21 protein-coding genes and 1 pseudogene are annotated in these 24,503 nt (G+C 67.1%); 15 read left to right on the top strand and 7 right to left on the bottom strand.

The features are described 5' to 3' along the window. The gene (locus tag ROR02_RS05840; RefSeq protein ID WP_147163077.1) at nucleotides 1-1,173 is read right to left on the bottom strand and encodes a response regulator; all 1,173 of its coding nucleotides are present in this window, start codon (nucleotides 1,171-1,173) and stop codon (nucleotides 1-3) included. A gap of 385 nt (nucleotides 1,174-1,558) precedes the next feature. Between ROR02_RS05840 and ROR02_RS05845 the strand changes: the two genes are divergently transcribed. From ROR02_RS05845 to ccmI, 10 genes and pseudogenes are all read left to right on the top strand, one after another. Continuing rightward, nucleotides 1,559-2,986 carry a sensor domain-containing diguanylate cyclase gene (locus ROR02_RS05845; protein WP_170244989.1) on the top strand — a complete coding sequence of 476 codons (1,428 nt, stop codon included), beginning with the start codon at nucleotides 1,559-1,561 and terminating at the stop codon, nucleotides 2,984-2,986. 102 nt (nucleotides 2,987-3,088) lie between these two features. Next, nucleotides 3,089-3,808, top strand: coding sequence for a heme ABC exporter ATP-binding protein CcmA (gene ccmA, locus ROR02_RS05850; protein WP_147163079.1), 720 nt, complete (start codon nucleotides 3,089-3,091; stop codon nucleotides 3,806-3,808). Further along, nucleotides 3,805-4,473 carry a heme exporter protein CcmB gene (gene ccmB / locus ROR02_RS05855; RefSeq protein WP_147163080.1) on the top strand — a complete coding sequence of 223 codons (669 nt, stop codon included), beginning with the start codon at nucleotides 3,805-3,807 and terminating at the stop codon, nucleotides 4,471-4,473. Before ccmA ends, ccmB begins: the two co-directional genes overlap by 4 nt. Nucleotides 4,474-4,592: 119 nt before the next feature. Then, nucleotides 4,593-5,303 carry a heme ABC transporter permease gene (locus ROR02_RS05860; protein WP_147163081.1) on the top strand — a complete coding sequence of 237 codons (711 nt, stop codon included), beginning with the start codon at nucleotides 4,593-4,595 and terminating at the stop codon, nucleotides 5,301-5,303. Nucleotides 5,304-5,460: 157 nt separating this feature from the next. Then, nucleotides 5,461-5,643 carry a heme exporter protein CcmD gene (gene ccmD, locus ROR02_RS05865; RefSeq protein WP_147163082.1) on the top strand — a complete coding sequence of 61 codons (183 nt, stop codon included), beginning with the start codon at nucleotides 5,461-5,463 and terminating at the stop codon, nucleotides 5,641-5,643. 53 nt (nucleotides 5,644-5,696) lie between these two features. Continuing rightward, a pseudogene (ccmE, locus tag ROR02_RS05870) lies at nucleotides 5,697-6,173 on the top strand (cytochrome c maturation protein CcmE); the annotation flags it as partial. A 208-nt stretch (nucleotides 6,174-6,381) separates the two neighbouring features. Continuing rightward, nucleotides 6,382-8,391, top strand: coding sequence for a heme lyase CcmF/NrfE family subunit (locus tag ROR02_RS05875; protein ID WP_147163084.1), 2,010 nt, complete (start codon nucleotides 6,382-6,384; stop codon nucleotides 8,389-8,391). Nucleotides 8,392-8,410: 19 nt separating this feature from the next. Then, entirely contained in the window at nucleotides 8,411-8,989 is a 579-nt protein-coding gene (locus ROR02_RS05880; RefSeq protein WP_147163085.1) for a DsbE family thiol:disulfide interchange protein, read from the top strand. Beyond that, nucleotides 8,986-9,519 carry a cytochrome c-type biogenesis protein gene (locus ROR02_RS05885; protein ID WP_147163086.1) on the top strand — a complete coding sequence of 178 codons (534 nt, stop codon included), beginning with the start codon at nucleotides 8,986-8,988 and terminating at the stop codon, nucleotides 9,517-9,519. The genes ROR02_RS05880 and ROR02_RS05885 overlap by 4 nt, the downstream gene beginning before the upstream one ends. Next, the gene (ccmI, locus tag ROR02_RS05890) at nucleotides 9,516-11,048 is read left to right on the top strand and encodes a c-type cytochrome biogenesis protein CcmI (RefSeq protein ID WP_147163087.1); all 1,533 of its coding nucleotides are present in this window, start codon (nucleotides 9,516-9,518) and stop codon (nucleotides 11,046-11,048) included. The genes ROR02_RS05885 and ccmI overlap by 4 nt, the downstream gene beginning before the upstream one ends. A gap of 262 nt (nucleotides 11,049-11,310) precedes the next feature. Here the strand turns inward: ccmI and ROR02_RS05895 are convergent, their stop codons facing one another. Further along, the gene (locus ROR02_RS05895; protein ID WP_147163088.1) at nucleotides 11,311-12,207 is read right to left on the bottom strand and encodes a LysR substrate-binding domain-containing protein; all 897 of its coding nucleotides are present in this window, start codon (nucleotides 12,205-12,207) and stop codon (nucleotides 11,311-11,313) included. Nucleotides 12,208-12,390: 183 nt separating this feature from the next. Between ROR02_RS05895 and ROR02_RS05900 the strand changes: the two genes are divergently transcribed. After that, nucleotides 12,391-13,548, top strand: a complete 1,158-nt coding sequence (locus tag ROR02_RS05900) for a TDT family transporter (protein ID WP_147163089.1) — start codon at nucleotides 12,391-12,393, stop codon at nucleotides 13,546-13,548. Nucleotides 13,549-13,815: 267 nt separating this feature from the next. Here ROR02_RS05900 and ROR02_RS05905 read toward each other — a convergent pair whose 3' ends face one another. From ROR02_RS05905 to ROR02_RS05915, 3 genes are all read right to left on the bottom strand, one after another. Next, on the bottom strand, nucleotides 13,816-14,463 hold the full coding sequence (locus ROR02_RS05905) for a TetR/AcrR family transcriptional regulator (protein ID WP_147163090.1): 648 nt from the start codon (nucleotides 14,461-14,463) through the stop codon (nucleotides 13,816-13,818). Nucleotides 14,464-14,498: 35 nt separating this feature from the next. Next, entirely contained in the window at nucleotides 14,499-15,452 is a 954-nt protein-coding gene (locus ROR02_RS05910) for a cation diffusion facilitator family transporter (protein WP_147163091.1), read from the bottom strand. A 252-nt stretch (nucleotides 15,453-15,704) separates the two neighbouring features. Further along, nucleotides 15,705-16,247 carry a DUF4405 domain-containing protein gene (locus ROR02_RS05915; RefSeq protein ID WP_147163092.1) on the bottom strand — a complete coding sequence of 181 codons (543 nt, stop codon included), beginning with the start codon at nucleotides 16,245-16,247 and terminating at the stop codon, nucleotides 15,705-15,707. Between the two features lie 267 nt (nucleotides 16,248-16,514). Here ROR02_RS05915 and thrS point away from each other — a divergent pair, with 267 nt between their 5' ends. From thrS to ROR02_RS05935, 4 genes are all read left to right on the top strand, one after another. Continuing rightward, nucleotides 16,515-18,434, top strand: a complete 1,920-nt coding sequence (gene thrS, locus ROR02_RS05920; RefSeq protein ID WP_147163093.1) for a threonine--tRNA ligase — start codon at nucleotides 16,515-16,517, stop codon at nucleotides 18,432-18,434. Nucleotides 18,435-18,602: 168 nt separating this feature from the next. Beyond that, nucleotides 18,603-19,124: a translation initiation factor IF-3 gene (gene infC, locus ROR02_RS05925; protein ID WP_147163094.1), complete on the top strand. Its 522-nt coding sequence runs from the start codon at nucleotides 18,603-18,605 to the stop codon at nucleotides 19,122-19,124. An 80-nt stretch (nucleotides 19,125-19,204) separates the two neighbouring features. Next, on the top strand, nucleotides 19,205-20,617 hold the full coding sequence (locus tag ROR02_RS05930; RefSeq protein ID WP_147163095.1) for an FAD-binding oxidoreductase: 1,413 nt from the start codon (nucleotides 19,205-19,207) through the stop codon (nucleotides 20,615-20,617). 187 nt (nucleotides 20,618-20,804) lie between these two features. Further along, nucleotides 20,805-21,740 (top strand): sugar phosphate isomerase/epimerase family protein, encoded by a 936-nt coding sequence (locus ROR02_RS05935; RefSeq protein WP_147163096.1) that lies wholly within the window; start codon nucleotides 20,805-20,807, stop codon nucleotides 21,738-21,740. Nucleotides 21,741-21,829: 89 nt separating this feature from the next. Here the strand turns inward: ROR02_RS05935 and ROR02_RS05940 are convergent, their stop codons facing one another. Both ROR02_RS05940 and ROR02_RS05945 read right to left on the bottom strand, forming a co-directional pair. Continuing rightward, nucleotides 21,830-22,435: a DUF1178 family protein gene (locus ROR02_RS05940; protein ID WP_147163097.1), complete on the bottom strand. Its 606-nt coding sequence runs from the start codon at nucleotides 22,433-22,435 to the stop codon at nucleotides 21,830-21,832. 103 nt (nucleotides 22,436-22,538) lie between these two features. Then, entirely contained in the window at nucleotides 22,539-24,332 is a 1,794-nt protein-coding gene (locus ROR02_RS05945) for a glycosyltransferase family 2 protein (RefSeq protein WP_147163098.1), read from the bottom strand. Nucleotides 24,333-24,503: the final 171 nt, after the last annotated feature.

Here is a 24,503-nt window from a genome sequence, read left to right on the forward strand (position 1 = left end):
TCATCCGGATGGAAGACCTCCATCGGGAAAGCGGCGGGCCACGTCGGCAAAATTGTCGCGCAACGCCACGAAGGCATCAACCACCACCGGGTCGAAATGATGCCCCCGGCCTTTGATGATCACGGCGGTGGTTTCCTCCAGGGACAAGGGGGGCTTGTAGACGCGCCGGCTGAGCAGGGCATCAAACACGTCGGCCAGGGCCATCAGGCGCCCGGCCACCGGAATCGCCTCGCCAGCAAGCCCGGAGGGGTAGCCTGTTCCGTCCCATTTTTCGTGATGAGACAAGGAGATGATACGGGCGATTTCCAGGAACTCGAAGGCTTCCGCGCCCTCGTCGCTGCTTCCTCCCCCAAGCCCGGATGCCAGCCGGGTCTGGTCCATGGCGCGGGCAATGGCATCGGCGCCGATCACCGGATGGGTTTGCATGATCCGGAACTCCTCGGGCGTCAGGCGTCCGGGCTTGAGCAAGATGGCATCGGGGATGCCCACCTTGCCGATGTCGTGCAAGGGCGCGGCCTTGATCACGCGCTCAAGCCGGGGGCCCGCCAGATCGGCGGCAAACGCCGGATGATCGGCCAGCCGGTGCGCGAGCAGGCCCACGTAGGCCTGGGTGCGCACGATATGATGGCCGGTTTCGTTATCGCGCGCTTCGGCTAGGCAGGCGAGGGCGCGCACGCTCAGGTCCTGGATGACCAGGTTGTCGCGCATGCGCCGTGCCACTTCGCGTTCCAGCCCGTCGTTCTGGTCCTTCAGGCGGTCGCGCGCGTGCTTGAGTTCCAGGTGGGTATGCACGCGCGCCAGGACCACGGCGGGAACGACCGGCTTGGTGATGTAATCGACCGCGCCCAGCTCCAGCCCGATTTCCTCGTTTTCGGTGCTGTTCATCGCCGTGACGAAGATGACCGGGATATCCGCGGTCGCGGAGTCGGCCTTCAGGTGCCGGATGACGTCGTATCCGTCCATTCCCGGCATCATGACATCGAGCAAGATCAGATCGGGCCGGGGGGGAGAACTGGCGGCCCGCAAGGCCCGCTGTCCTCCGTTGGCTGCCCGCACCCGGTAATGCGGCGTGAGCAGCTCCCCAAGAAGGCTCAGGTTTTGTGGGGTGTCGTCCACGATCAGCACGGTCGACCGGTCGTCGGGCCCGCTGCAACACCGCGCGCTTTTGTCCATCGCCGTCTCCCTTCTGGGGCGCGATTATACACCTTCGCATATTTGCCCCGCTTTGTCGCCGAGGACCCACGTCGCGCCGGTTCTTCGTTTTCCAGAAGGGAGCCACGACGCCGGACCATGGGAACAATTGGAAATGCCATGTTCCCCAGCGGAATAAGCCGTTCCAAAGGAAAGCCTGATCAAACCTGACCTGGACTTTTCGTCGCATTGTGTCTACTTGAAAGGGAGTTGTACCGCTCCTCGCTGCGGTTGCGCATAGTGGTCTCTTTTTCTTGCGATAAGCGGATTTCCCATGCGACGCGCGGACGATGCGGATTGCCACTCCTTCCCGCCCAAATCCTTCCTGGCGTCGCGGATCGGGCCGCCGACGCGGGAGAGTGTTTCCGTGCGCTGGCCCTTGCCCTGGCTGCTGGCCGCGCTCGTGCCGGCGGGGGCCATGGCCGTGTCCATCGCCATGCCGATGATCGGCGCCTCGCCACCCTCCGGTCCGTGGGCCTCTCCTTCCGCCCTGGCCCTGGCCCTGTTTCTGGCCCTGGGCCAGCAGGCGGTCCCGGTGGTTGTCCTGGGTGCGGGGCTTGCCACCTTCGGGTTTCTTTTCGTCGCGGCCTGCCCTTTTTCCCTGCTGCATGGCGTGGGGTTGACCCTGGGAACCGCCGTTGCCCAGATCATCGCCTACGGAGGGGTCGCCTGGCTGGTGCTGAAGGCCACGCCGGGCCGGGATTCGCTTGCGTTGCTGGGCAAGGGGTATCTGCTGGCCCCGTTCGCGTGTGCCCTTGCCACGACCCTTGCCCTGGTCAGCTGGCACCTGTTTTCCGACCTTGACATTGCCATGCTTGGGTCGCGTGGGCTGTCCTGGTTCATGGGCGAGTGGATCGCCGTGAACACCTTGGCCCTGCCGCTTTACTATATCCTGGCGCCCGGCCGTTTCCAGGGGCGCGTGCAACGGCGCCTGGTGTTCTGGGCTCTTGGCCTTGCCGCCCTGACCGGAGGGGCCGCCTTGCTCAAGCCGGCGCTGGGAGCTGATTTCAGCTGGATGATCGTCGCGGCCTTTCTAGCACTGACCATTCTGGCCGCCTCCCACTACCTTACCCCCATTTCGTCGGCCTGTCTGGTGGTGGTGGCGCAGGGGCTGCTTATCCTGGCGACCCAGGTCATGGGGGGGGGCGGAATGGGGGAGGGGCCGGAATGGCGCGAGGTGCGGCAGGCGATGCTGGGCCTCAGCTTCGTATCCTATGTCGCGATGGCGATCCCCCTGCTGCGCGCCGAGCGGGGCGCCTTGCGCCAGATCGCGCAGACCGACAGCCTGACCGGCCTGCTCAACCGTGGCGCCTTTCTTGATCAAACCGAGGCGGAAGTGTCCCGCAGCCGCCGGCGCGGAGGGGCCTTGAGCCTCGTGGTCATGGATCTGGATCACTTCAAGCAGGTGAACGACCGCCTGGGGCACGCGGCGGGCGACAAGGCCCTGCGGGATACGGCCCGGGCCATCCACCGTGCCCTGCGCACCGGCGACATCGCCGGGCGCTGGGGCGGCGAGGAATTCCTGGTTGCCCTGCCCGACACCGACTTGTCCGAGGGGACCACGGTGGCCGAACGGCTGCGCCGCGACATCGCCGCCTTGAGCGTTCAGGGCGCTCACGGCTCGCATGCCCTCAGTGCCTCCCTGGGCGTGGCCCAGCTTCTCCCCAACGAATCCCTGGAAAGCGCCATTGCCCGGGCCGACCGGGCGCTGTACGTGGCCAAGGGGCACGGTCGCAACACGGTCCGGGTGGCGCCCGTCGTCGCCTGGCGCTGCCGGACCGAGGAAACCTCCTGAGGAGGCGCGCGCGTGTTGCGGTGCGATATTACTTTTTCTTGCTCCCTGTCCGGGTATTTAAGGTTTCCACAGCCCCCCGAAATGTTCTAAACGGGGCGAACCATGCCCCACACCATCCCTTCATCGTCGCCGCCCCCGTGCCCATCCTCTTCCCCGGCGGTTTTCGCCGGCGAGGGGCTTTTGTGCGTGCGCGGCGAACGGGCCGTCTTCGCGAATCTGTCCTTCCGCGTGGAAGCCGGAGACGCCTTGCTGCTGGTCGGCCCCAACGGATCGGGCAAGTCCTCGTTGCTGCGCCTGATGGCGTTGCTGCTGCACCCGGCAAGCGGTCGCCTTACCTGGGACGACCGGTCGGTGGCCGACGATTCCGAGGCGCACGCGGCCCGAACCCGCTACGTGGGGCACCTGGACGCGATCAAGCCCGTGCTCGCCCTGCGCGAGAACGTGGCCTTCTGGGCCCGGCTCGCCGGAGCCGGCACCACCCACGTGGACGCGGCCCTGGAAGCCTTCAACCTGACCCGGCTGGCCCAGGTTCCCGGGCGCTTGCTGTCGGCCGGACAAAAGCGCCGCGCCAATCTCGCCCGCCTGGTGGCCGCGCCGGCGCCCTTGTGGCTGCTGGACGAACCCACCACCGCGCTGGATCGCGCCTCCATTGCCTTGCTGGAGGACCGCCTGGCCCGTCACCGCGCCGAGGGCGGCATGGTGGTGTTGTCCACCCACCAGGACATCGTGCTGCCCGGGGCCCGGGTTCTGGCCCTGGATCGCTTTGCTCCCGGCCTTGCGCGTCCCGCTTCCGCCCGGCCCCTTTTGGAACCCGCGTCATGATCGCCGTTTTCCTGACCGTTCTGGGGCGCGACATTCGCCTGGCCGTGCGCCAGGGCACCGACAGCCTGATGGTGGTCGCGTTTTTCGTCGTGACCGTGGTCTTGTTTCCCTTTGGCGTGGGGCCCGAATCGGCGGTGCTGGAACGCATCAGCGCCGGCGTGCTTTGGGTGACGGCGCTGCTTGCCTCGATGCTGTCCCTGGACCGCTTGTTCCAGCAAGATTACGAGGACGGCAGCCTCGACCACCTGACCCGGGCGCCGGCGCCGCTCGCGGGCATCGTGGCCGCCAAGGTCGCCGCCCACTGGCTGACCACGGCGCTGCCCCTGATCGCGGCCGCGCCCTTGCTGGCCATTCTTTTGCACATGCGTCCCGAGGGGTTCGCCGTCCTGGTCGTCGCCATGGTCCTGGGGACCCCGACGCTCAGCCTGATTGGCGCCGTCGGCGCCGCCCTGGTGCTGGGCGCGCGCCGTGGCGGCGTGCTGGTGGCCTTGCTGATCTTGCCCTTGTACGTCCCCGTGCTGATTTTCGGGGTTTCGGCCGTGGACGCGGCCGTGATGGGTTTCGCCTATACCGCCCAGATCAAGATCCTGGCCGCCTTGCTGATGGCGTCCCTGGTCTTGTGTCCCCTTGCCACCAGCCTTGCCCTGCGCCAGGCCCTGGAGTAACCCGAATCCCGCGCCTGTCCCTTTCCTGATCCCGACGCGCCCGACGGCGGCCCTGGCGGCACTGGAAACCGCCGCCTTGCTCCGCTAAGGTGTCGCGACCCGAAACCGAGATCGCCGCCATGCTCACTTTCTCTCCCCCCGCCCGCTTCCTGGCCTTCACCCGCCGCCTGCTACCCTGGCTTGGCGCCCTGACGGGCCTTGTCTTGCTGGTCGGCCTGGTGTGGAGCCTGGCCTACTCGCCGCCGGATTATCAGCAAAAGGATTCGGTGCGGATCATGTACGTGCACGTGCCCTCGGCGTACCTGGGCCTGTTCGCCTACATGGTGATGGCCGCCGCCTCGGCCGTGGCCCTGATCTGGAAAAAGCCCCTGGCCGACATCACCGCGCGCGCCACCGCGCCGCTGGGGGCCGCCTTCACCTTCCTGTGCCTGGCCACGGGATCGCTGTGGGGCAAGCCGATGTGGGGCACCTGGTGGGTCTGGGATGCCCGCCTGACCTCGATGCTGGTGCTTTTGTTCTTGTACCTGGGCTACATGGCGCTGGCCAACGCCTTCGACGACCGCACCCGGGGCGACCGCGCCGCCGCCGTTTTGTGCCTGGTTGGCGTGGTCAACATTCCCATCATCAAGTTTTCCGTCGACTGGTGGAACACGCTGCACCAGCCGGCCAGTGTCATCAAGCCGGGCGGGCCGGCGGTGGACCCGTCGATCCTGGGCCCGCTCTTGACCATGATCCTGGGCTTCCAGCTTCTGTTCATCACCTTGGTGTTGATCCGCATGCAAAGCGGCATCGCCGCCGCCCAGATCCGGGCGCTGAGCCAGCGGACCTGAGGGCTTTTCCTGCCCCGTCCGCCGCTTCCCCCTGGCAACAAGGGGGAGCGGGAACCTGGACACTCCACCCGGGAGCCCGGTTTTTGGATCGGATCGGTCCCGACGGGCTCCAGGAGGCATCCTCGGCCTTCCCCTTGCAACAGGGATACCTCGCGACATGGACTCGCTGCGTGATTTTCTGGCCATGGGTGGCTACGCCGCCTTTATCTGGCCGGCTTATGGTCTGACCTTCGTGGTCCTGGGCGGGTTGATCGCTCACAGTCTGATCGAGCGGCGCCGCACCCGGGCCTTGCTGGCCCAGATCACCGGTCTGCCCCAGGATTCCGCCACCGACGCCTGACGTCGTTTTTTCGTTGCCCGGTTTCGTCGCACCATCAAGGGAGAGCGTCCCCCGTGACCCGAAAGAAACGCCGTTTTCTGATGATCGGGCTTGGCCTTGGGCTTTTGATCGCCGCCTTTGGCCTGACCCTGACCGCCCTGACCGACAATCTGGTTTTTTTCTATAGCCCCACCGACATCAAGGAAAAGGGCATGGCCCCGGATCACCGGTTCCGGGTGGGGGGGCTGGTCCAGGAAGGCAGCGTCGTCAAGTCGGGCGAAACCGTGCGTTTCGTCGTGACCGACCTGGTCAACACCGTGGCCGTGACCTACACCGGCCTGTTGCCCGATCTGTTTCGCGAAGGCCAGGGCGTGGTCGCGGAAGGGACCTTGAACACCGAAGGCGTGTTCATCGCCTCCACCGTGCTGGCCAAGCACGATGAAAACTACATGCCGCCCGAGGTGGCCGAATCCCTCAAGGCGTCGGGCAAATGGGAGCATGGTCCGCCCACCGATGCCCAGGCCGCGCCGACCGACGCCGTTCCGGCTCCTGTCCAGGCGGCGCCCGTGTCCGAACCGGTCGAACCGGCCGCGCCGGCCGCGCCGGCCGCGCCAGTCGAACCGGCCGCACCGCTTACGCCGGCCGAGCCCGCGCCCACCGCCCAGTGACGGGTGCTCCCCCCCTCGACCCCTCGCGGGGCGGGGGGGAAAGCCCTTCGCGGCCCGGGTCCGACCTCCTGTATTTTCGGAGCTGACGCCCATGATCGCCGAATTCGGGCACTTCTGCCTGATCCTTGCCCTGTGCGTGGCCGTGGTCCAGTCCACCGTGCCGATGATCGGCGCCCAGCGTAACAACCTGGCCTGGATGGAAACCGCGAACACGGCTTCCGTTGCCTTGTTCGCGTTGATCGCGCTCGCCTTTGGCGCCCTGACCTATGCGTTCGTGGTCAGCGATTTTTCCGTGATCAACGTCATCGAGAACAGCCACACCGACAAGCCGATGCTCTACAAGGTGTCGGGCGTGTGGGGCAATCACGAGGGATCCTTGCTGTTGTGGATCCTGATCCTGGCCGGTTTTTCGCTGGCCGTCTCGTGGCTGGGCTCCAATCTGCCCCCTGCCTTGCGCGCCCGCGCCCTGGCGGTTCAGGCCATGATCATCGTGGGCTTCTTGCTGTTCATCTTGCTGACCTCGAACCCGTTCGCCCGTGTCGCTCCCGAACTGGCGCCGCCCAACGGGCAGGGGATGAACCCCTTGCTGCAAGATCCCGGCCTCGCCTTTCATCCGCCCATGCTGTACGCCGGCTACGTGGGCTTCTCGATGGCCTTTTCGTTTGCCATCGCCGCCTTGATCGAGGGCCGGGTTGATGCCGCCTGGGCACGCTGGGTGCGCCCCTGGACCCTGGCCGCCTGGGTGTTCCTGACCCTGGGCATCGCCTTGGGATCGTGGTGGGCCTATTACGAACTGGGCTGGGGCGGCTGGTGGTACTGGGACCCGGTCGAAAACGCGAGTTTCATTCCCTGGCTGGCCGGAACCGCCTTGCTGCACTCGGCCGTGGTGGTGGAAAAGCGCGACAGCCTCAAGGCCTGGACCGTGCTCCTGGCCATTGTCACCTTTTCGCTGTCGCTGATCGGGACCTTCCTGGTGCGCTCGGGGGTGATTACCTCGGTGCACGCCTTTGCCACCGATCCCACGCGCGGCCTGTTCATCTTGCTGCTGCTGGCCGTCACCATTGGCGGATCGTTCACCTTGTTCGCGATGCGCGCGCCGGCCCTGCAAGGGGGCGGCCTGTTCGCGCCGGTCTCGCGCGAGGGCAGCTTGCTGGTCAACAACCTGCTGATGACCACGGCCTCGGCGACCGTGCTCCTGGGCACCGTCTACCCCCTGATCGCCGATGCCCTGGGCCTGGGCAAGGTGACGGTGGGCGCGCCCTTCTTCAACACGGTGTTCATCCCCCTGATGGTGCCCGTGGTGGTGCTGATGGTGGTGGCGCCCCTGATGACCTGGAAGAGAAGCGATCTGGCCGGTGCCTTCACCCGCCTGCGCTTCGCCCTTGGGGTGGCCGTGGCCGTCCTGGTCTTGACCTTCACCATGAACGGGGGCGGCGTGCACGCCGTGGGTGTGGCCGGCGGCATGGCCCTCGGGGCCTGGCTGGTGATCGGCGCCCTGGCCGACCTGGCCGAGCGGGTGCGCCTGGGCCGCGAGCCCTGGCGCGAAACCTGGCGGCGTTTGCGCTTGCAGCCGCGCCGCTCGTGGGGCCTGGTGCTGGGGCACCTGGGCACCGGCCTGATCGTGATCGGCATCACCGGCAACTCGGCCTGGAAGCAGGAATCGGTTCAGGCCCTGAAGCCCGGGGAAAGCCGCACCGTGGCCGGCATGACCTTTACCCTGGTCGATGTCGCCTTGGAGGATGGCCCCAACTACAAGTCCATCCTGGGAACCGTGCGGCTGAGTCAGGGGGACCGCGAGGTCGCCGTGGTTCATCCCGAGCGCCGCGCCTACGCCACGCCTCCCATGCCCACCACCGAGTCCGCCATCCACACCAATGGCATTTCCGACTATCACGCGGTGATCGGCGAGCCGACCGGGGATGGAGGCTTCGTGACCCGTTTCTATTACCAGCCGGCCGTGCCCTTCTTGTGGTACGGGGCCTTGTGCATGGCCGTGGGCGGCTTGATCTCGCTGACCGACCGGCGCTCGCGCGTGGGGGCCCCCAGGCGCACGCGCCTTGCCGGTGCCTCTGCCTCGCCCGCCGCCGAGCCGGCCGCCTGACGCCAAGGAGCGAAGACCCATGACCGCCAAGTCGTCTTCTTCCCCCGGTCCGGCCCGTCGGCGCTGGCTGTATTTCCTGCCGCTGGTCGTGCTGGTGCTGCTCAGCGCCCTGTTCCTGGTCGGGCTCGACCGCGACCCGCGCTTCCTGCCCTCCGAGCTGATCAACCGGCCCTTGCCCGAGTTCGCCCTGGAACCGGTCCCCGGGCGCGGGCGTCCCCTGGAAAGCGCCGCCCTCAAGGGCGACGTGAGCCTGGTCAATATCTTCGGGTCGTGGTGCATCGCCTGCCGGGCCGAGCATCCCATGCTGCTGGCCATCCAGCGCGAGGGCGTGGTGCGCATCCACGGCGTGGACTGGCGCGAAAAGTTTCCCGAGGACGGGGCGGCGTGGCTGGCCCAGCACGGCGATCCCTACGACCGGGTGGGGCTGGATCCCGATAGCGCGCTGGTCATCGACCTGGGCGTGACCGGGGCGCCCGAGACCTTTGTCATCGATGCCCAGGGCGTGGTCCGCTACAAGGTGACCGGTCCCATCACCCCGGAGATTTGGGAAAAGGAGCTGAAGCCCCTGATCGCGCACCTGAGGGAGACCCCCCAATGATCCATTCGCCCGTCCGTTCCGGCTGGCTTGGTCCGCTCGCGCTGGTGATCGCGCTGGCGTCCGGGGGACTGGCCGGCCCCATCGCCTGGGCCGTGCAGCCCGACGAGATCCTGCCCGACCCGGCCCTGGAAGAGCGCGCGCGCGACATCAGCCAGGGCCTGCGCTGCGTGGTGTGCCAAAGCGAGAACATCGACGAATCCAACGCCGATCTGGCCCGCGACATGCGCAAGCGGGTCCGCCAGCTGCTAACCGAAGGCCACTCCAACGACGAGGTGGTGGACTTCATGGTCCAGCGCTACGGCGACTATGTGCTGATGAAGCCGCCCTTCAAGTTTTCGACCGTGGCGTTGTGGCTGGCGCCCGCCTTGCTGCTTGGCGTTGGGGCCGGGGCGGTGGTGCTTTATTTCCGCCGCCGCGCCACCGAACCCGCCGCGGCCGTGGCCGTCGATCTCAGTGACGAGGAGCGCCGGCGCCTGGCCCGCCTGCTGGAAGACCAAGCCCCCCCGACCGACAAGGAGACGCCCGCGTGATTGTGGTGTTCTGGATCGCGGCCGTCGCCACCGGTCTGGCCGTGGCGGCCCTGTTGACCCGCCCGTTGTGGCGCGCCCGCGCCCAGGCGCCCGATCGGGCCGAGTTCGATCTGGCCGTGTATCGCGATCAGCTGACCGACATCGACCGGGATCTGGCGGCCGGTCTGCTGGGTCCCGAGGAGGCCGAGGCCGCCCGCCTGGAGGTTCAGCGCCGCCTGCTGGCCGTGCCGGCCGCGCCTTCTTCCCCGGAAACGCCGGCCAGCGCCGCGCCCGCCGGGAGCCCGTCTTCCGGGGTCCCGCCTTCCGAGGTCCCGCCTTCCGAGGCTCCGGCGCCCAGGCGCGCGTCCTTGGGCGATCGCCGCTTGAGCCTGGGCCTGATCGCGGTTCTGCCCGCCGTGGCCCTGGCCCTCTACACCTGGCTGGGGGCGCCGGGCACCCCCGACCTGCCCTATGGCGAGCGCCTGGCCAAGGCGCGCGAGGCCGGACAGCCCGATCCCGCCACCGCCGCCGCCGACCAGGAGCGCATGGCAGAGTTGCAAGCCGCGATCGAGGCCACCCCCACCGATCCCGAGCCGCGCATGCTGCTGGCGCGCTTGCTGCTGCGCAACGGCAACCTGGAAGGGGCCGTGGCCCAGACCACCGAGGCCGCCCGGCTTGCCCCCGAGTCCGCGCCCGTGCTGGCCGAGCATGCCCAGGTTCTGGTCATCGCCGCCTCGGGCCAGGTGACGGTCCCGGCTCACGAAGCCTTCATGAAGGTGCTGAGCCTTGATCCCACCGAGCCCCGCGCCCGCTTTTTCCTGGGCCTGGAGCGCCTGCAAGCCGGCGACGCCCGGGGCGCGCTCGCCATCTGGCGCCATCTGAAGGAAGATACCCCCGAGGATGCCGCCTGGGCCGGGATGCTGAGCGAGCAAATGGAGCAGGTGGCCGCCAACACGGGGATCGATCCCACCACCCTGGCCCCGCGTCACCCCCTGACCTTCCCGGCTGAAAGCTGGACTCCGGCCCCGGTTGCCCCGGCGCCGGCCGCCAGTGCCGGCGCCGGGACGGGCATGGGGCCGGGCATGAACAAGAACCTGGGCGAAGGCGAACGCGCCGCCATCCAGGCCATGGTCGAAAGCCTCAAGGCCAAGGTGGCCGCCGCGCCGGACGATTTCGAAACCTGGATGATGCTGGCCCGCAGCCAGCGGGTTTTGGAGGAACTCGACGACGCGGTGACCTCCTACGGCAAGGCGCTGGAGCTGCACCCGGGCGACATGGAAGCCCGCCGGGGTCTTGCCTTCGCCCTGATCGCCCAAACGCAGGCACGCGGCGAAAGCGAGCCGCCGCCGGCCTTGTACATGCTGATGAAGGCGATCTTGAACGACAATCCGGAGGATCAGGAGGCCCTGTTCTTCGTGGGCCTGGAAGCGGCCAACAAGGGCGATGGCGCCCGCGCCCGCGAATTGTGGTCGAAGCTCCTCATGACCCTGCCTCCGGATTCCTCGCTGGCCACCCAGATCCGCCAGCGCATGGAAACCTTGCCTCAATAAGGCGTTGGAAAGGAGGGAGCCCCGCTCCCTCCTTTTTACATTGTTGAAGGCAGGGAATTGCCCGCCGCCATGTCGCTGTTTTTAGAGCGCCGTGCGTTAAGCCGGATCCCACGGTACACGACACAACGCCGCACCACGGCGGGCTATCGCCCGGACCCATTTCATTTGGAGGCGAAGCCTCCAAACCTCCCTTTATTTTTCTTTTTAAAGGGACTGGGGTCTGGGGCGGAGCCCCAGAACGCCACCTGTCATGCCCCGTGCCCTATTTTGTTGCGACGCGTCGGGTTCGGATCAGATCCAGCAAGGTGGTGGCGGCCCGGCTGGGCGGACGGCGCGCGTGGTGGATGACCCGGAAGGCCCGGTCGGGCAGGCTTAACGGCACCACCCGCAGCAACCCCGCCTCCAGGCTGGGCGCGGCGACCGAGGCCGACAGGGCCGTGGCCCCCAACCCGGCCTCGACCGCCGCCCGCACCGCTTCGTTCGAGGGCAGGACCAGGGCGACCGGCAGGTCCTCAAGCCGTCCGCCCGCCGCGATCAGGGCGTGCTCGAACACCGAGCGCGTGCCCGATCCCGCCTCGCGCAGCACCCAGGGATGATCCCCCAGGGCCTGCAGGCCGGGGGGAGGGGATCCGATCCAGGGGTCCTCGGGATGGGTCACGATCACCAGCTGGTCGCGCGCCACCGGCAGGGCGACCAGTGACCCGGAGTCGATGTCTCCTTCGATGAACCCCAGGTCCGCCTCGCCCTGATCGATCGCGCGCGCCACCTCGGCGGTGTTGCCGATGCCCACCAGGATTTCCAGCTCGGGGCAGGCCCGGCGCAGCGCCACCAGATGGCGCGGCAGCCAGTAGCTGGCAATGGTCTGGCTGGCCTTCACGATCAGGCTGCCCCGCGCCGCGCCGCCCAAATCGCGCAACAACCGGTCGGCCGCTTCCACCTGGGCCAGAACCGCCCGCGCCTCGCCCAGGAACACCCGTCCCGCCTCGCTCAGTTCCACCCCGCGCCCCACCCGGTGAAAAAGCGCCGTGCCGTGCCGGGCCTCCAGGGCGGCAAGCGCCTGACTTGCGGCTGACTGCGCGATGCCCAGGGCCTGCGCCGCTCGCGTGACATGCTGACGTTCGGCGACGGCGACGAAAACGCGCAGCTGATCCAGGGTCATGGGAAGGCTTCCGTCGGAAAAGGGATGATTCATCATTTATAATGATTGATTCACAGAAAACAATCAATTGATGGGATGGGTGATCCGGCCGCACAGTGGGCCACAGAGCCCGATTGGTTCGGACCTTCGTTTGATTTCGCCCGGCGGACGCGCGTCGCCGTGGCGCTTGGATGGATAACGCCCATGTCCCAGGTTTCTTCCGTCGCGTCTCCCGTGCCTGTGGCGGGGAACGCTGGCCCCTGGCACGGCCCCCTGGCCGGCCGGTTGCGCCACATGATCCGCGAGTTCACCCCCAACTGGTTCGCCGTCACCATGGGGACCGGGGTGCTGGGGTTGATCCTGCCTCAGTTTCCGTTGCCGGTTCCCGGCCTGCACGCGCTGGGCTTCGGGGTGTGGCTGGTGGACGTGGCCTTGTTTGTTTTGTTTAGCGTGCTGTACGCGGCGCGCTGGATCTTGTATCCGGCCGAGGCGCTGCGCACGTTTTCGCATCCGGTCGCGTCGATGTTCTTTGGCACCATTCCCATGGGCCTTGCGACCGTGACCAACGGCCTCATGATGTTTGGCATTCCGCTGTGGGGCGCGCCGGCGGTGGCCCTGGCCCATGCCCTGTGGTGGGTGGATGCCGGCCTCGCGGTGGCGTGCGGGCTGGTCATTCCGTACCTGATGGTTACCCGCCAGGAACACCGCATGGAGCGCATGACCGCTGTTTGGCTGCTGCCGATCGTGGCCGCCGAGGTGGCCGCCGTGAGCGCCGGGCAACTGGCGCCCCATCTGGGCCTGGCCGACGGCTTTTTGGTCACCATCCTTGGCTATGTGCTGTGGGCGTTTTCCGTGCCGCTGGCCATGAGCGTTCTGGTCATCTTGTTCTTGCGCCTGGTGCTGCACAGCCTGCCCGAGCGTGAAATGGCGGCCTCGGGGTGGCTGTCCCTGGGCCCGATCGGCACGGCGGCCCTGGGGCTGGTGGTCCTGGGCAACGACGCGCCCACGGTGTTTGCCCCGTTCCTGCCCGGCGTGGGCGACATCGCGCACGGCGTGGGCGTGATCGGCGCCTTGATGTTCTGGGGCTATGGCGTGTGGTGGCTGCTGCTCGCGGTGTTGAAGACCCTGCGCTACTCCCGCCAGGGCATTCCCTTCAACATGGGCTGGTGGGCCTTCACCTTCCCGCTGGGCGTCTACACCCTGGCGACCCTGGCCCTCGCGCGGGTGACCGGTCTGGCCTTCTTCTCGGTGAGCGCGGCGGTGTTGACCGTGATGCTGACCGGGTTCTGGGGGATGGTCGCGGCGGGTACCGCGCGCGGGGTCTGGCGCGGCACGGTCTTCAACGCGCCTTGCCTGCGCTGAGAAGACCCCCCTCCGGGAGGAGGGGAGAACTGGTCGGGATCGTTTGGACGGAATTTGGCAAATCTTGAAGTATGCCAGGGAAAATGAACGCCGGTTTTCCCGAAAAGACAAACTCAAAACACAGGAATCCGGAGTCTGTTCGCTTCAACGTGAAACGGACAGACTCCGGAGTGAGCCTCGAAAGGCAGGAACCGCTTTACCGATAAGTTGGACCTGAAGGCAAAAGGTTGGAGCGCCGTCCCCGGACCCGGTTTGCCGCACGGTATTCTAACGTAAACGGGCAATTCCTTGAATCAGGATGTCGTTGGCGATTTCGAAGACCGCTTCGGGGTCGAGAGACCGATAGGAGGGCGTGAGGGCCCGCAGGCGCGGGTATTGCCCCTCCGGCGTTTCCAGGATCTCCCGCGCCTCGCCTGCGGTCGCTGGCCGGATCAACCCGCCGATTTCGCCCATGCACAGGCCGATCACACTCGCATACCATGCGAGACAGAGTGCGGGAGCTGTCTCGTCCGGTATGCCGGCCTCCGCCAGCGCGCGATGCACCATCTCGATTGGAGCGAAATCCGAGATACCGGTGTTGAGGAACCGCTGGATCAGGCCGAAGGTGTTGGGATGGCCAAGTGCCAGCGCGCGATAGTGACGGGCGTGATCGCGCAGTCGCTCCTGCCATGCTTTTGATTCGTCAACGCCTTCCAGTCGCGCCGTCAACGCATCGGCCATCGCCCGGAACAGGCCGTCCTTGTTCTTGAAGTGATAGAGGATCGCCATCGGATCGCACCCGACGCGCTCGCCAAGTTTGCGGACACTGAAGCCCCTTTCGCCAGCCTCTTCCATGAAGTCCATGGCGGTCTGGAGAATGGCGTCTTTCGACAGGCTACGCGGGCCAGCTCCGACACGGCTGGTCTTTTTCGGCATTGCAATGCCTTCCTCTCTTCGCCATGCCGGGCGGCTTATTCCGCCCACTCGGAGTCTCCGGTAAAGACGATCGTGAGCCAGCGATCCGGCCCCTCGCCACCGACTGCCTCGCCGATCTCGGCACGCAGCGCATCCCATTCGCCGATGGTCCGCGCCGGCGCATCGGCTGGAACGATGAAGTAAAGCTCGATTTCCTTCGAGCGGCCGACCCGTGCGACATAGGCGCGGTACGAATCAAGGCCGTGCTTCTCGACAAAGGTCCGCGCCACCTTGTCGACATGCGCCTTGAGGTCGGCGGGCGTCACCAGGAACATGTCAGCCAGCGCCCGCCGGACGGTCGAGACCGGCAGCGGGATGATCAGCAGGCAGACAAGCGCCAGAACCGCCGGGTCGATATAAGGCGAAATCCACTGCCACTCCGTATCCTGGACCGCATAGCCAAGGCAAAAGGCGATCAGGAGCGCCGCCGTGATCCCGGCGGACATGACCCAGGCCTTGATATCGAGGCGGACGAACCCGGAGTCGATCTCGCGGTTGGCGCGCGTCTCGATCATGGCAATGGAGATGCAGACGACAAGCGTGATGACGCCATAGACAACGGCCCAACCGAATTCAAGGTCGCGCCCGCCTTCAAGCAGACTGCCCAACGCATTGACCAGCGCATAGATCGCCACGCCGATCAGCAGCGTTCCGTTCAGCCCCAGCACCATCGGCTCCAGATGCCAGAACCCCATCGAGAATCGCTCCCGCATCTTAAGCGGGAGGTTCCTGGAGACTGCATGGGCCGTGATCAGATTCACCACGATCAGCGACAGCAGGCTCATGCTGGCATCGATCAGCGAATAAATCCCATCGAAGACAATTGAGAACGAACCGGAGACGAGGCCGAAGCCAATGCCGAGCGACGAAATCATCAGCGTCACGGAAATGGACGTTCTCAGCACGCCACGTTCGTCACTCAGGTCGAAAAAGCGGGGCTTGGCGGTCATGTCTCTGCCAATCGCTTGCCCATCCAGGCACAACCTCAGGCAGCAGTCCACGATGAAGGAAGGGTCCGGATGGAATGTTTTCTACAACGTAGAAAATCTACGACGTAGAAATAACCGGGTCAAGCTCCCCTCCGGTTTGGAGAGCTGCCCCCCCGGGGACCGGACCCGGTTGTCCCCGGGGGGGGTGTGCCAGGGAACCTCCCTTCGGTGGGGTGGGGGCAAGGGAAGGTTCCCCAGGCACGACCCGGACGATCAGGGTTGGGCGGAGGGGCGGTCGGCCTGGAACACGCTGGCCAGCAGGGCGTGGGGGTCGGCGCCCGAGCGCTGGGCGATGTCGGCAAGCGAGGTGGCATCGCTCGCGTCAATGCCCCGGCTGGCCAGGGCCAGACGCAACCCGGCTTCGTCGGTGCCCGCGATCTGGGCAACCGCGCCCAGCGGGGCTTGCTCCAGCGACCGGAACACCTGGCGCGGCGAGACGCCTTCGCCACTCGGGCGCGCGGTCAGGGCCAGGACCACGGCGCACACGGCCAGAACGCCCGCGAAGACCCGCCGGGGATGGGCGCGGTGCAGGTAATTGACGAAAGTCCTGGCATGGCGCACCACGTGCCAGATCGCCAGGGCGGCGAAGGCCAGGCCCAGCCATTCATGGGCCGATTTCACCAGCGGCTCGCCAACGTGAAAAAACATCATGATTCCGCTGACGCCAACGACAAGAAAGACAATGGTCGTGGCGGGCGTGATCAGATCACGCTTGAATGAAAACTTCGAGGGTGTCTCCGGGGCGACTGTGTTCATTTTTTTGGCTCTTGTTTAAGTTCCATGGCATTTTCAACATATGCCTGCGGAACGCGGGGCGCTTCAGGATGTCTTGCGCAACCTTGGCAGGATCCCTTGCCTTCGCCAACTTAACTTGTCGTCATGTTCCGGCAAGGATGGGGCCTTCCCCCCATGTTTATTGCGTCGCGGTATCGGAGCCAGCGAAGCCCCCTTGAATGAAGGGCGGACGGGGCCTAAAGTCATTGACCCCGAATTTTCTCCCTTGATGAAAGGATTTTGGGAGTCATGGTCGCCATTACCCTGCCGGATGGCAGCGTTCGTTCGTTCGAAGGTCCGGTCACGGGCCTTCAGATTGCCCAGGGCATTGGTCCCGGTCTGGCCAAGGCCGCCTTGGCCGTGACCGTGGACGACGTGATGGTGGACCTTTCGACTACCATCGGCACCGACGCGCGGGTGTCGATCGTGACCGCGCGCGACGACGCGGCGCTGGCGCTGCTGCGCCACGACGCCGCCCACGTCATGGCGCAGGCGGTCCAGGAACTGTTCCCGGGCACGCAGGTGACGATTGGTCCCTCGATCGAAAACGGCTTCTATTACGATTTCGCCCGCAACGAACCGTTCTCGCTCGACGACCTCGCCTTGATCGAGGAGCGCATGCGCGAGATCGTGGCCCGTAATCTACCGATCGAGCGCGAGGTGTGGGACCGCGACGAGGCCATCGCCTGGTTTCGCGACAAGGGTGAGCAGTACAAGGCCGAGATCATCGAGGACCTGCCGGCCGGCGAGCCGATCACGGTGTATCGTCAAGGCGACTGGCTCGACCTGTGCCGGGGCCCGCACCTGCCCTCGACGGGCAAGCTGGGCACCGCCTTCAAGCTGATGAAGCTGGCGGGGGCCTACTGGCGCGGCGATTCGCGCAACCCCATGCTTCAGCGCATCTACGGCACGGCGTGGCCCGACGCCAAGCAATTGAGCGCCTACCTGACCCGCCTGGAGGAAGCCGAACGGCGCGACCACCGCCGCCTGGGCCAGGAAATGGGCCTGTTCCACCTCCAGGAAGAAGCACAAGGCGCGGTGTTCTGGCACCCCAAGGGGTGGACGGTCTACCGGAGCCTGCAGGCCTACATCCGTCGCCGCCTGGAAAAGGCCGACTACGTCGAGGTCAACACCCCGATGCTGGTCGATCGCTCGCTGTGGGAAAAGTCCGGCCACTGGGAAAAGTTCCGCGAGAACATGTTCACCAGCGAGGCCGAGGAGCGGGTGCTGGCGCTCAAGCCGATGAACTGCCCGGGCCATATCCAAATCTTCCGCCAGGGCATCAAGAGCTACCGCGATCTTCCCTTGCGCATGTCCGAGTTTGGCTCGTGCCACCGCAACGAGGCCTCGGGCGCCTTGCACGGCCTCATGCGCGTGCGCGCCTTCGTGCAGGACGATGCGCACATTTTCTGCACCGAGGACCAGATCGTCAGCGAAACCCAGAGCTTTTGCGCGCTGCTCAAAAGCGTGTACCACGACCTGGGCTTCGAGGACGTCAGCGTGAAGTTCTCGGACCGGCCGGCGAAGCGGGCGGGCTCGGATGCCACCTGGGACAAGGCCGAGGCGGCCTTGCGCGACGCCACAGAGGCGGCCGGGCTTTCGTGGACCCTGAACCCGGGCGAGGGCGCGTTCTACGGACCCAAGCTGGAGTTCGTGTTGCGCGACGCCATCGGTCGCGACTGGCAATGCGGCACCTTGCAGGTTGATTTCGTGCTGCCCGAACGCCTGGACGCCCACTACGTGGCCGAGGATGGCGCCAAGGTCCGCCCCGTGATGCTGCACCGGGCCATCCTGGGCACGTTCGAGCGCTTCATGGGGATTTTGATTGAAAACTGCGCCGGGCGCTTCCCGTTGTGGCTGGCGCCGGTGCAAGCGGTGGTCGCCACCATCACCTCGGAAGCCGACGCCTACGCCACCGAGGTCCAGGCCCTGTTGAAAAAGAAGGGCCTGCGGGTGGTTGCCGACCTGCGCAATGAGAAGATCAACTACAAGGTCCGGGAACACTCGGTGGGCAAGGTTCCTGTGATGCTGGTGGTTGGCCGCAAGGAAGCGGAAAACCGTACCGTGGCGGTTCGCCGTCTGGGCGGAGAAGCGCAGGAAGTCCTTGCGCTGGATGACGTCCTTGCTACACTTACTTCGGAGGCCACCCCCCCCGATCTGCGCGACTGATCGACCCCGTCCGGCGGCGCAGTCCGCCGGGTTTCGGGTCGGTCGCAAGCCTGACGACGCGGGGATATCCCTCGAACCACCGCCCGGATGATCTTAACCGTCGTCCGGGCCGGTTGTTCCGGGAGGCCAGGACACTATTGGGAGATTGGAAACATCGCCAGACCACCAATGCAGGCGTCGCCGTCCAAGGATGGACCGCGCGCCAACCGGGAGATCAGAATCCCCGAGGTTCGTCTGATCGACGAAAACGGCGAAAACGTGGGTGTCGTGCCGACGCGCGAAGCGCTTTTCCGCGCTGAGTCCGCCGGTCTTGATCTTGTCGAAATCTCGCCCAATGCCGATCCGCCTGTGTGCAAGATTCTTGATCTGGGCAAGTTCAAGTACGAAGCCCAGAAAAAGAAGAACGAGGCGAAGAAGAAGCAGAAGGTGATCGAGATCAAAGAGATCAAGATTCGCCCGAATATCGACGACCACGACTACGACGTCAAGATGCGCGCGGCCAGGAAGTTCCTGGAAGACGGCGACAAGGTCAAGGTGACCTTGCGTTTCCGGGGGCGTGAAATGGCTCACCAGGACATCGGCATGGGTGTCTTGAAGCGGGTCAGCGACGACGTGGCGGAACTGGCCAAGGTTGAACAGCATCCCAAGCTGGAAGGCCGCCAGATGATCATGGTCATGGCTCCGAAGTAGGGGATCGTCTTGTCGGGGCGCACAGGACTGGGCGCCGGACAGGACCGTTTCCCCCATGGCCTTCCAGGAAAGACCCACCTGTGCCTCTTGATGCCTCCCTTGTCGAAGCCCTCGCGGCGGTTCTTGGTCCGCGCGGGCTTCTGACCGATCCCGGCGACCTCGCGCCTTACAACGTCGAGGAACGTGGGCTTTACCAGGGGGCGGCCACCGTGGTTGCCCGCCCCGACTCCACCGCCGCCTGCGCCGAGGTCGTGCGCTTGTGCGCGCAGGCCGGCGTGACCCTTGTTCCCCAAGGCGGCAACACCGGCCTGTGCGGCGGCGCCGTCGCCAGCGCCGGCCAGGTGATCCTTTCCACCGGGCGCATGAACAAGGTGCGCTGGATCGACCCCGACGGCTACCGCATGGCGGTGGATGCCGGCTGCGTGCTGGCCGACCTCCAGCGCGTGGCCGCCGATGTGGGGTGTTTGTTCCCCCTGTCACTGGGCGCCGAGGGCTCGTGCCAGATTGGCGGCAACCTTGCCACCAACGCGGGCGGCGTGGCCGTGCTGCGCTATGGCAATACCCGCGATCTGTGCCTGGGCCTGGAAGTGGTGCTGCCCGACGGCCGGATCTGGGATGGCATGCGCGCGCTGGACAAGGACAACACCGGCTATGCGCTGCGCCAGCTGTTCATTGGCTCGGAAGGCACGCTGGGCCTGATCACCGGCGCGGTGCTGAAGCTGTTCCCGGCTCCGGCCGCCACCGCCACCGCCTTGTGCGCGATCGACGATCTGCCGCGGGTCAGCCGTCTTCTGGGCCTGTGCCGCTCCCTGACCGGCGATGATGTGACCGCTTTCGAGCTGATTCCGCGCTTTGGCATGGAAATCGCCGTTGCCCATCTGGACGGCGTGCGTGATCCCCTGGAGTCGCCCCATCCCTGGTATGCCCTGGTCGAGCTGAGCACCTCGCGGCCCGGCGCCGATCTGGCCGCCGTGATGGAAGGCCTGCTCGAACGCGCCTTCGAGGAAGAGGTGATCAGCGACGCCGCCATTGCCGGCAGCCTCGATCAGCGCGCCGGCCTGTGGCGCCTGCGCGAGGGGTTGCCCGAGGCGCAAAAGCACGTGGGCGGATCGATCAAGCACGATGTTTCCGTGCCGGTGTCGAAGGTGCCCTTGTTCATCGAGCGCGCCAGTGCCGCCGTTTCGGCCGCGCTGCCCGGTATTCGCCCGTGCCCGTTTGGCCACGTGGGCGACGGCAACATCCACTTCAACCTGACCCAGCCCGAGGGCATGGACAAGGCCGCGTATCTGGATCGCTGGGAAGAGATGAACCGGCTGGTGCACGATATCGTGGCCGACCTGGGGGGCTCGATCAGCGCCGAGCATGGCGTGGGGCGCCTGAAGGTGGGCGAACTGCACCATTACAAATCGCCGCTGGAACTGGAGCTGATGGCCCGGGTCAAGAAGGCGTTCGATCCGCAAGGAGTGATGAACCCCGGGGTCGTGGTCGACTGACCCGCCGGGGTTCGATGGATTTTGCACGGCGGCCCCTCTTCCCTTGATCCGGGAAGGGGGGCCGTTGTCGTCTTGGCACCCGACAGCGCGCGCCCCCAAATAATCACAGTTGCCGGCTGGACAGGACCGCGGGCGTCGGGGCACCCTGGCCTCCCCTTTCCTCCCTGGCACAGCAAGGAGTTGATCCATGTCCCGCGTGGCCCCGTCGCCGTTTATTGGCTTCACCGTGGCTCAAGGGACGCTGCAGGGACTGGACCGGCAGGCGGGCCGGGCCGCCGACCTGGGCGCCGATGGGGTTGAACTGGCCCTGACGGCCCTGGGCGTGGTGATCGGCGGACGGGTGCGCACGCAAGGCGTGACCGGGGTCGCGCGCGTGCTGGCGACCCATGGCCTGGGCGCCACCGTGCACGCCCCCTTGTCCTTGTCGTTCATGGACACCGACAACGCCTCCCGTCAGCAGGCGGTGGCCGAGGCGTCGGTGGACGTGGCGGGCGCCCTGGGCGCGCGGGTCCTGGTGGTGCATCCCGGCTGGGTTGACGCCGCGCGTTTCCAGGCCCACCGCGACGAGTTGATGGCGCGCGAGCGCGAGGGCCTGGCCCGGCTGGCCGAGCGGGCCCGGGCCCAGGGCGTGACCATTGCCCTGGAAAACATGCCGGTGATCCTGGAGTACCTGCAAGGCGCGCGGACCAACCACGGCCTGGATCCCGCCTCGGTGGCCGCGCAGGTGCAAGCGGTGGACCATCCGGCCCTGCGCGCGACCATCGACGTGAGCCATGCCCACATCGCCGCGCGTTATTTTGGCTGGGACCTGGCCGGGCGCCTCGCCGCCCTGGCGCCCGTGACCACGCACCTGCATCTGCACGACAGCCTGGGGGCGCCCTTGAGCATGGTGGGTCTGTTCCCGGGCGAGGACCGGGTGTTCGGGGTTGGCGACCTGCACATGCCGCTCGGCTGGGGCGACGTGCCGTTCGACACCGTGTTGCCCGGTCTGCCTCTGCCGGCCGGGTTCAGTTTTGCCCTGGAAATCGGCCTGGAGCGCGTTGACGACGACGTGGCCGCCGGGAGCCTGGCCCGCGCCCGCGCCCTGGGCGCCGCCATGATCGCCGCCCGGCAGGCTTCGTAACGGGCGGCAGCCTCAAGAAAGGAATAACGCGGATCGGAAGGCCCGGTCCCGGGACACGGCGCGACGGGGCGCGGGCCGGGCGGAGGGGATCAGTTTTCGACCCGGTGCGGCCAGGGCAGCAAGGCAACCGGGATCCCCTCGTCGTGCAGGGCCTTGGCGTCCTCAAGACTGGCGTGGCCCCGGATGGGACGGGATTCGGCTTCGCCGTAGTGCATCTGCCGGGCTTCCTCGGGGAAGCGGGCGCCCACGTCCTCGCAGGTGGCTTCCACGTGCCGGCGCAGTTCGGTGATCGCTTCGGCCAGTTGGGTCAGGACGGCGGTCCGGTCCCCGGTCGCGGGCGGCTGGGCGGCGGGCACGGCGGGCGGCGTGGCATTGGCGGAGGCGGGCGCGACCTCCGGGGGCTCGGGCGCCGGGGGGGCGGCCGCCGGCGCGGCCGGGACGGGCGCGGCCGGAGTGCCCTGGCGCTGGGCGGCGACCAGGGCCTGGCCGAAACGCGACAGGGCTTCCGCCCGGCGGGCGTCCTTGGCCCGGCCCGAGACGACGCTGGGCGCCATCAGGGCCTTGGCCACCCGGGGGGAGTCGCAGAAGGGACAACGCACCTCGCCCTCGGCCAGCTGGGCATCGCAGGTAGCGCTGTCGCGAAACCAGATATCGAAATCGTGTTCGTTTTCGCAAACCAGCGTGTAGCGAATCATGCCTTTGTCCTTAGTGGCGGGCGGCCAGTCTGTTGCGAAACGAAGACCAATGCCATGATAATCGTAAACGACCCGAGGGCCTTTCGCCACCTCAAAGCGGGCATCATCGCTCGCCAAGCGCCGTCCGCCGCGCCTGCATGACCGCGATCTGGCGCAAGAAATCATTGCCAGGATACCGTTCGCGAGCCGTCCACAAGTGGGGGTAACGGGTGCGGAGCCGGGCGATCTGGGCGTTGTCGTCGACGTGGGCCCGGCTGCCATGGGGGCGGTGGCGGGCGCGCCAGGGTCCCAGGGCCACCTGGACGAATCCCGCCGCCTCCAGACGCAGACAGTAGTCGACATCGTTGAGGCCAACGGGAAAATGGACGGCATCCAGGGGGGGGATGTGCTCCCAGGTGGCGCGGGCCAGGGCGGCGCATGAAAAGGCCACCGCCATGACCTCGCGGATCAGGGGAGCATGCAGGCAATCGAAGGTCTCGGTGATGGGGGGGTAGAGGTCCTGGCCCAGGAACAGGCCCTCGATCGCGCCACCGGTCAGGCGTCCGGTTTCGTCCACCAGGCGCGGCCCCACCGCCCCGATGCCCGGCACCAGGGCCCAGGCCGCCAGTTCGTCGAGCGTGTCGCCATCAAGCAAGACGCAATCGTTGCTCAAGATCAGCACCGCCTCGCCAGGCGGATCGTCGTCGCGAAGGGCGAGAGCGTGGTTGATCTGGTCGGAATGGTTGAACGGCGCGTCGTAGTCCAGCCAGCGCGTCGCAAGGCCGGCGTCGCCCAGGGCGGGGAGGGCGGCGTGCAGCCGGGCCCGGGTTTCGGCCGAGGACTGGTTGGCGACCAGGATCACGCGCACCCGTGCCTGGGTGCGCTGGCGCGCCAGGCTGTCCAGACAGGCCAGGGTGTCGTCGGCGCCATCGCGAAAACAGATCACCACGTCGATGCTGGCCGCGCGCCGGCGTGGTGTCTGGCACACTCCCGCCTCGGGATCGTCCCCGACCAGGGGGCGGGTGGTCAGCAAGGGGGTTTCCAGGGCCGCCCGGACAATGGCCCGCCCCAGGGGCGAAACCGGGCGCAAGGCGCGCTCAAATGAGGCGACCCGGCACGCGCCGAGGAATTCACCCAGTCGTTCACCCCACCGGGCATGCCGGGCCGCCCATAGGGCAAGGGCGGCGATGTCCCCGGCCGCGAGCAAAGGGGCGGGATCGTCGGGAAAGGTGGCCAGCAGGGCCGGGGTGATGGCCAGCTGCGATCCCGTCGTCTGGCCATGCCCCAGGGCCAGGGGATGCGAGCGGGGATGGGCGGCCCGAATGTAGGCGATTTCCGTGTGCTCCCGGGCGTTCTGCTCGTCTGTCCGGATCAGCAGATGGTTCCACACCATCAGATCGGGCGCCTGATCCCCCTCGGCCGGCGCCAGGCTCTGACGGGCCAGGGCGCACAGCAGGCCCGGGTGAACCGCGTCGCCGGCCCGGAGCACCACCACCAGATCCAGCCGCTCCCCGGCGAGCCAGGGGGCCAGCCGGTCCTCGATCACCGCTGCCTTGCCCCAAGGCGCCACCGGACGCCGGGTCTCCTGCCATATCCGCAAGGAGAGAACAGCGGCCGGGTCGGCCGCCACCAGGGCAACGGCGGCGGGCGGCAGGCTTTGCACCCTCAGGCTGTCCCAGGTCGCGCCGAACCCCTCGGCAAGGGTGTCCGCTCCCGCGATCACGACTCCCAGGCGCCAGGGGGCGCCGTGACGCGGAGCGAGCACGCCTTCTTGCCCCTGGGCCCGTTCCAGGGACAGGCGGGCGCACAAGGAGTCCAACTGGGTATTGGCAAAGGCCGCGTTGTGGTCGAAGGGCTGGGCGGCCAGCACGGCACGGTCTTGCGCGGTGGGGTAGGGGGCGGAGCAGGGGACGGGCATGGCGGTTTTCCCGAACGGGGAGAGGCAAGGAGCGGCCGGGGGCATAGTGACGGGCGTCGCGGACCCTGCCAATCGTATTTCCGTCTTGTCGCTGGGGGGGAGGGTGGCCTATACATCCAAAAGGACGAAGCGTTCAAGCGAGGGGTGGGACAGGGTAATCGGGTGAAGCCC

Source organism: Pararhodospirillum oryzae, assembly GCF_007992075.1.
In the GTDB taxonomy this organism is placed as follows: domain Bacteria; phylum Pseudomonadota; class Alphaproteobacteria; order Rhodospirillales; family Rhodospirillaceae; genus Pararhodospirillum; species Pararhodospirillum oryzae.

Excerpts from the sequence above, each read along its gene's own strand:
- ROR02_RS05840 (WP_147163077.1), bottom strand. The coding sequence starts at position 1,173 with ATGGACAAAAGCGCGCGGTGTTGCAGCGGGCCCGACGACCGGTCGACC.
- ccmA (WP_147163079.1), top strand. The coding sequence starts at position 3,089 with ATGCCCCACACCATCCCTTCATCGTCGCCGCCCCCGTGCCCATCCTCT.
- ccmB (WP_147163080.1), top strand. The coding sequence starts at position 3,805 with ATGATCGCCGTTTTCCTGACCGTTCTGGGGCGCGACATTCGCCTGGCC.
- ROR02_RS05860 (WP_147163081.1), top strand. The coding sequence starts at position 4,593 with ATGCTCACTTTCTCTCCCCCCGCCCGCTTCCTGGCCTTCACCCGCCGC.
- ccmD (WP_147163082.1), top strand. The coding sequence starts at position 5,461 with ATGGACTCGCTGCGTGATTTTCTGGCCATGGGTGGCTACGCCGCCTTT.
- ROR02_RS05875 (WP_147163084.1), top strand. The coding sequence starts at position 6,382 with ATGATCGCCGAATTCGGGCACTTCTGCCTGATCCTTGCCCTGTGCGTG.
- ROR02_RS05880 (WP_147163085.1), top strand. The coding sequence starts at position 8,411 with ATGACCGCCAAGTCGTCTTCTTCCCCCGGTCCGGCCCGTCGGCGCTGG.
- ROR02_RS05885 (WP_147163086.1), top strand. The coding sequence starts at position 8,986 with ATGATCCATTCGCCCGTCCGTTCCGGCTGGCTTGGTCCGCTCGCGCTG.
- ROR02_RS05895 (WP_147163088.1), bottom strand. The coding sequence starts at position 12,207 with ATGACCCTGGATCAGCTGCGCGTTTTCGTCGCCGTCGCCGAACGTCAG.
- ROR02_RS05900 (WP_147163089.1), top strand. The coding sequence starts at position 12,391 with ATGTCCCAGGTTTCTTCCGTCGCGTCTCCCGTGCCTGTGGCGGGGAAC.
- ROR02_RS05905 (WP_147163090.1), bottom strand. The coding sequence starts at position 14,463 with ATGCCGAAAAAGACCAGCCGTGTCGGAGCTGGCCCGCGTAGCCTGTCG.
- ROR02_RS05910 (WP_147163091.1), bottom strand. The coding sequence starts at position 15,452 with ATGACCGCCAAGCCCCGCTTTTTCGACCTGAGTGACGAACGTGGCGTG.
- ROR02_RS05915 (WP_147163092.1), bottom strand. The coding sequence starts at position 16,247 with ATGAACACAGTCGCCCCGGAGACACCCTCGAAGTTTTCATTCAAGCGT.
- thrS (WP_147163093.1), top strand. The coding sequence starts at position 16,515 with ATGGTCGCCATTACCCTGCCGGATGGCAGCGTTCGTTCGTTCGAAGGT.
- infC (WP_147163094.1), top strand. The coding sequence starts at position 18,603 with ATGCAGGCGTCGCCGTCCAAGGATGGACCGCGCGCCAACCGGGAGATC.
- ROR02_RS05935 (WP_147163096.1), top strand. The coding sequence starts at position 20,805 with ATGTCCCGCGTGGCCCCGTCGCCGTTTATTGGCTTCACCGTGGCTCAA.
- ROR02_RS05940 (WP_147163097.1), bottom strand. The coding sequence starts at position 22,435 with ATGATTCGCTACACGCTGGTTTGCGAAAACGAACACGATTTCGATATC.
- ROR02_RS05945 (WP_147163098.1), bottom strand. The coding sequence starts at position 24,332 with ATGCCCGTCCCCTGCTCCGCCCCCTACCCCACCGCGCAAGACCGTGCC.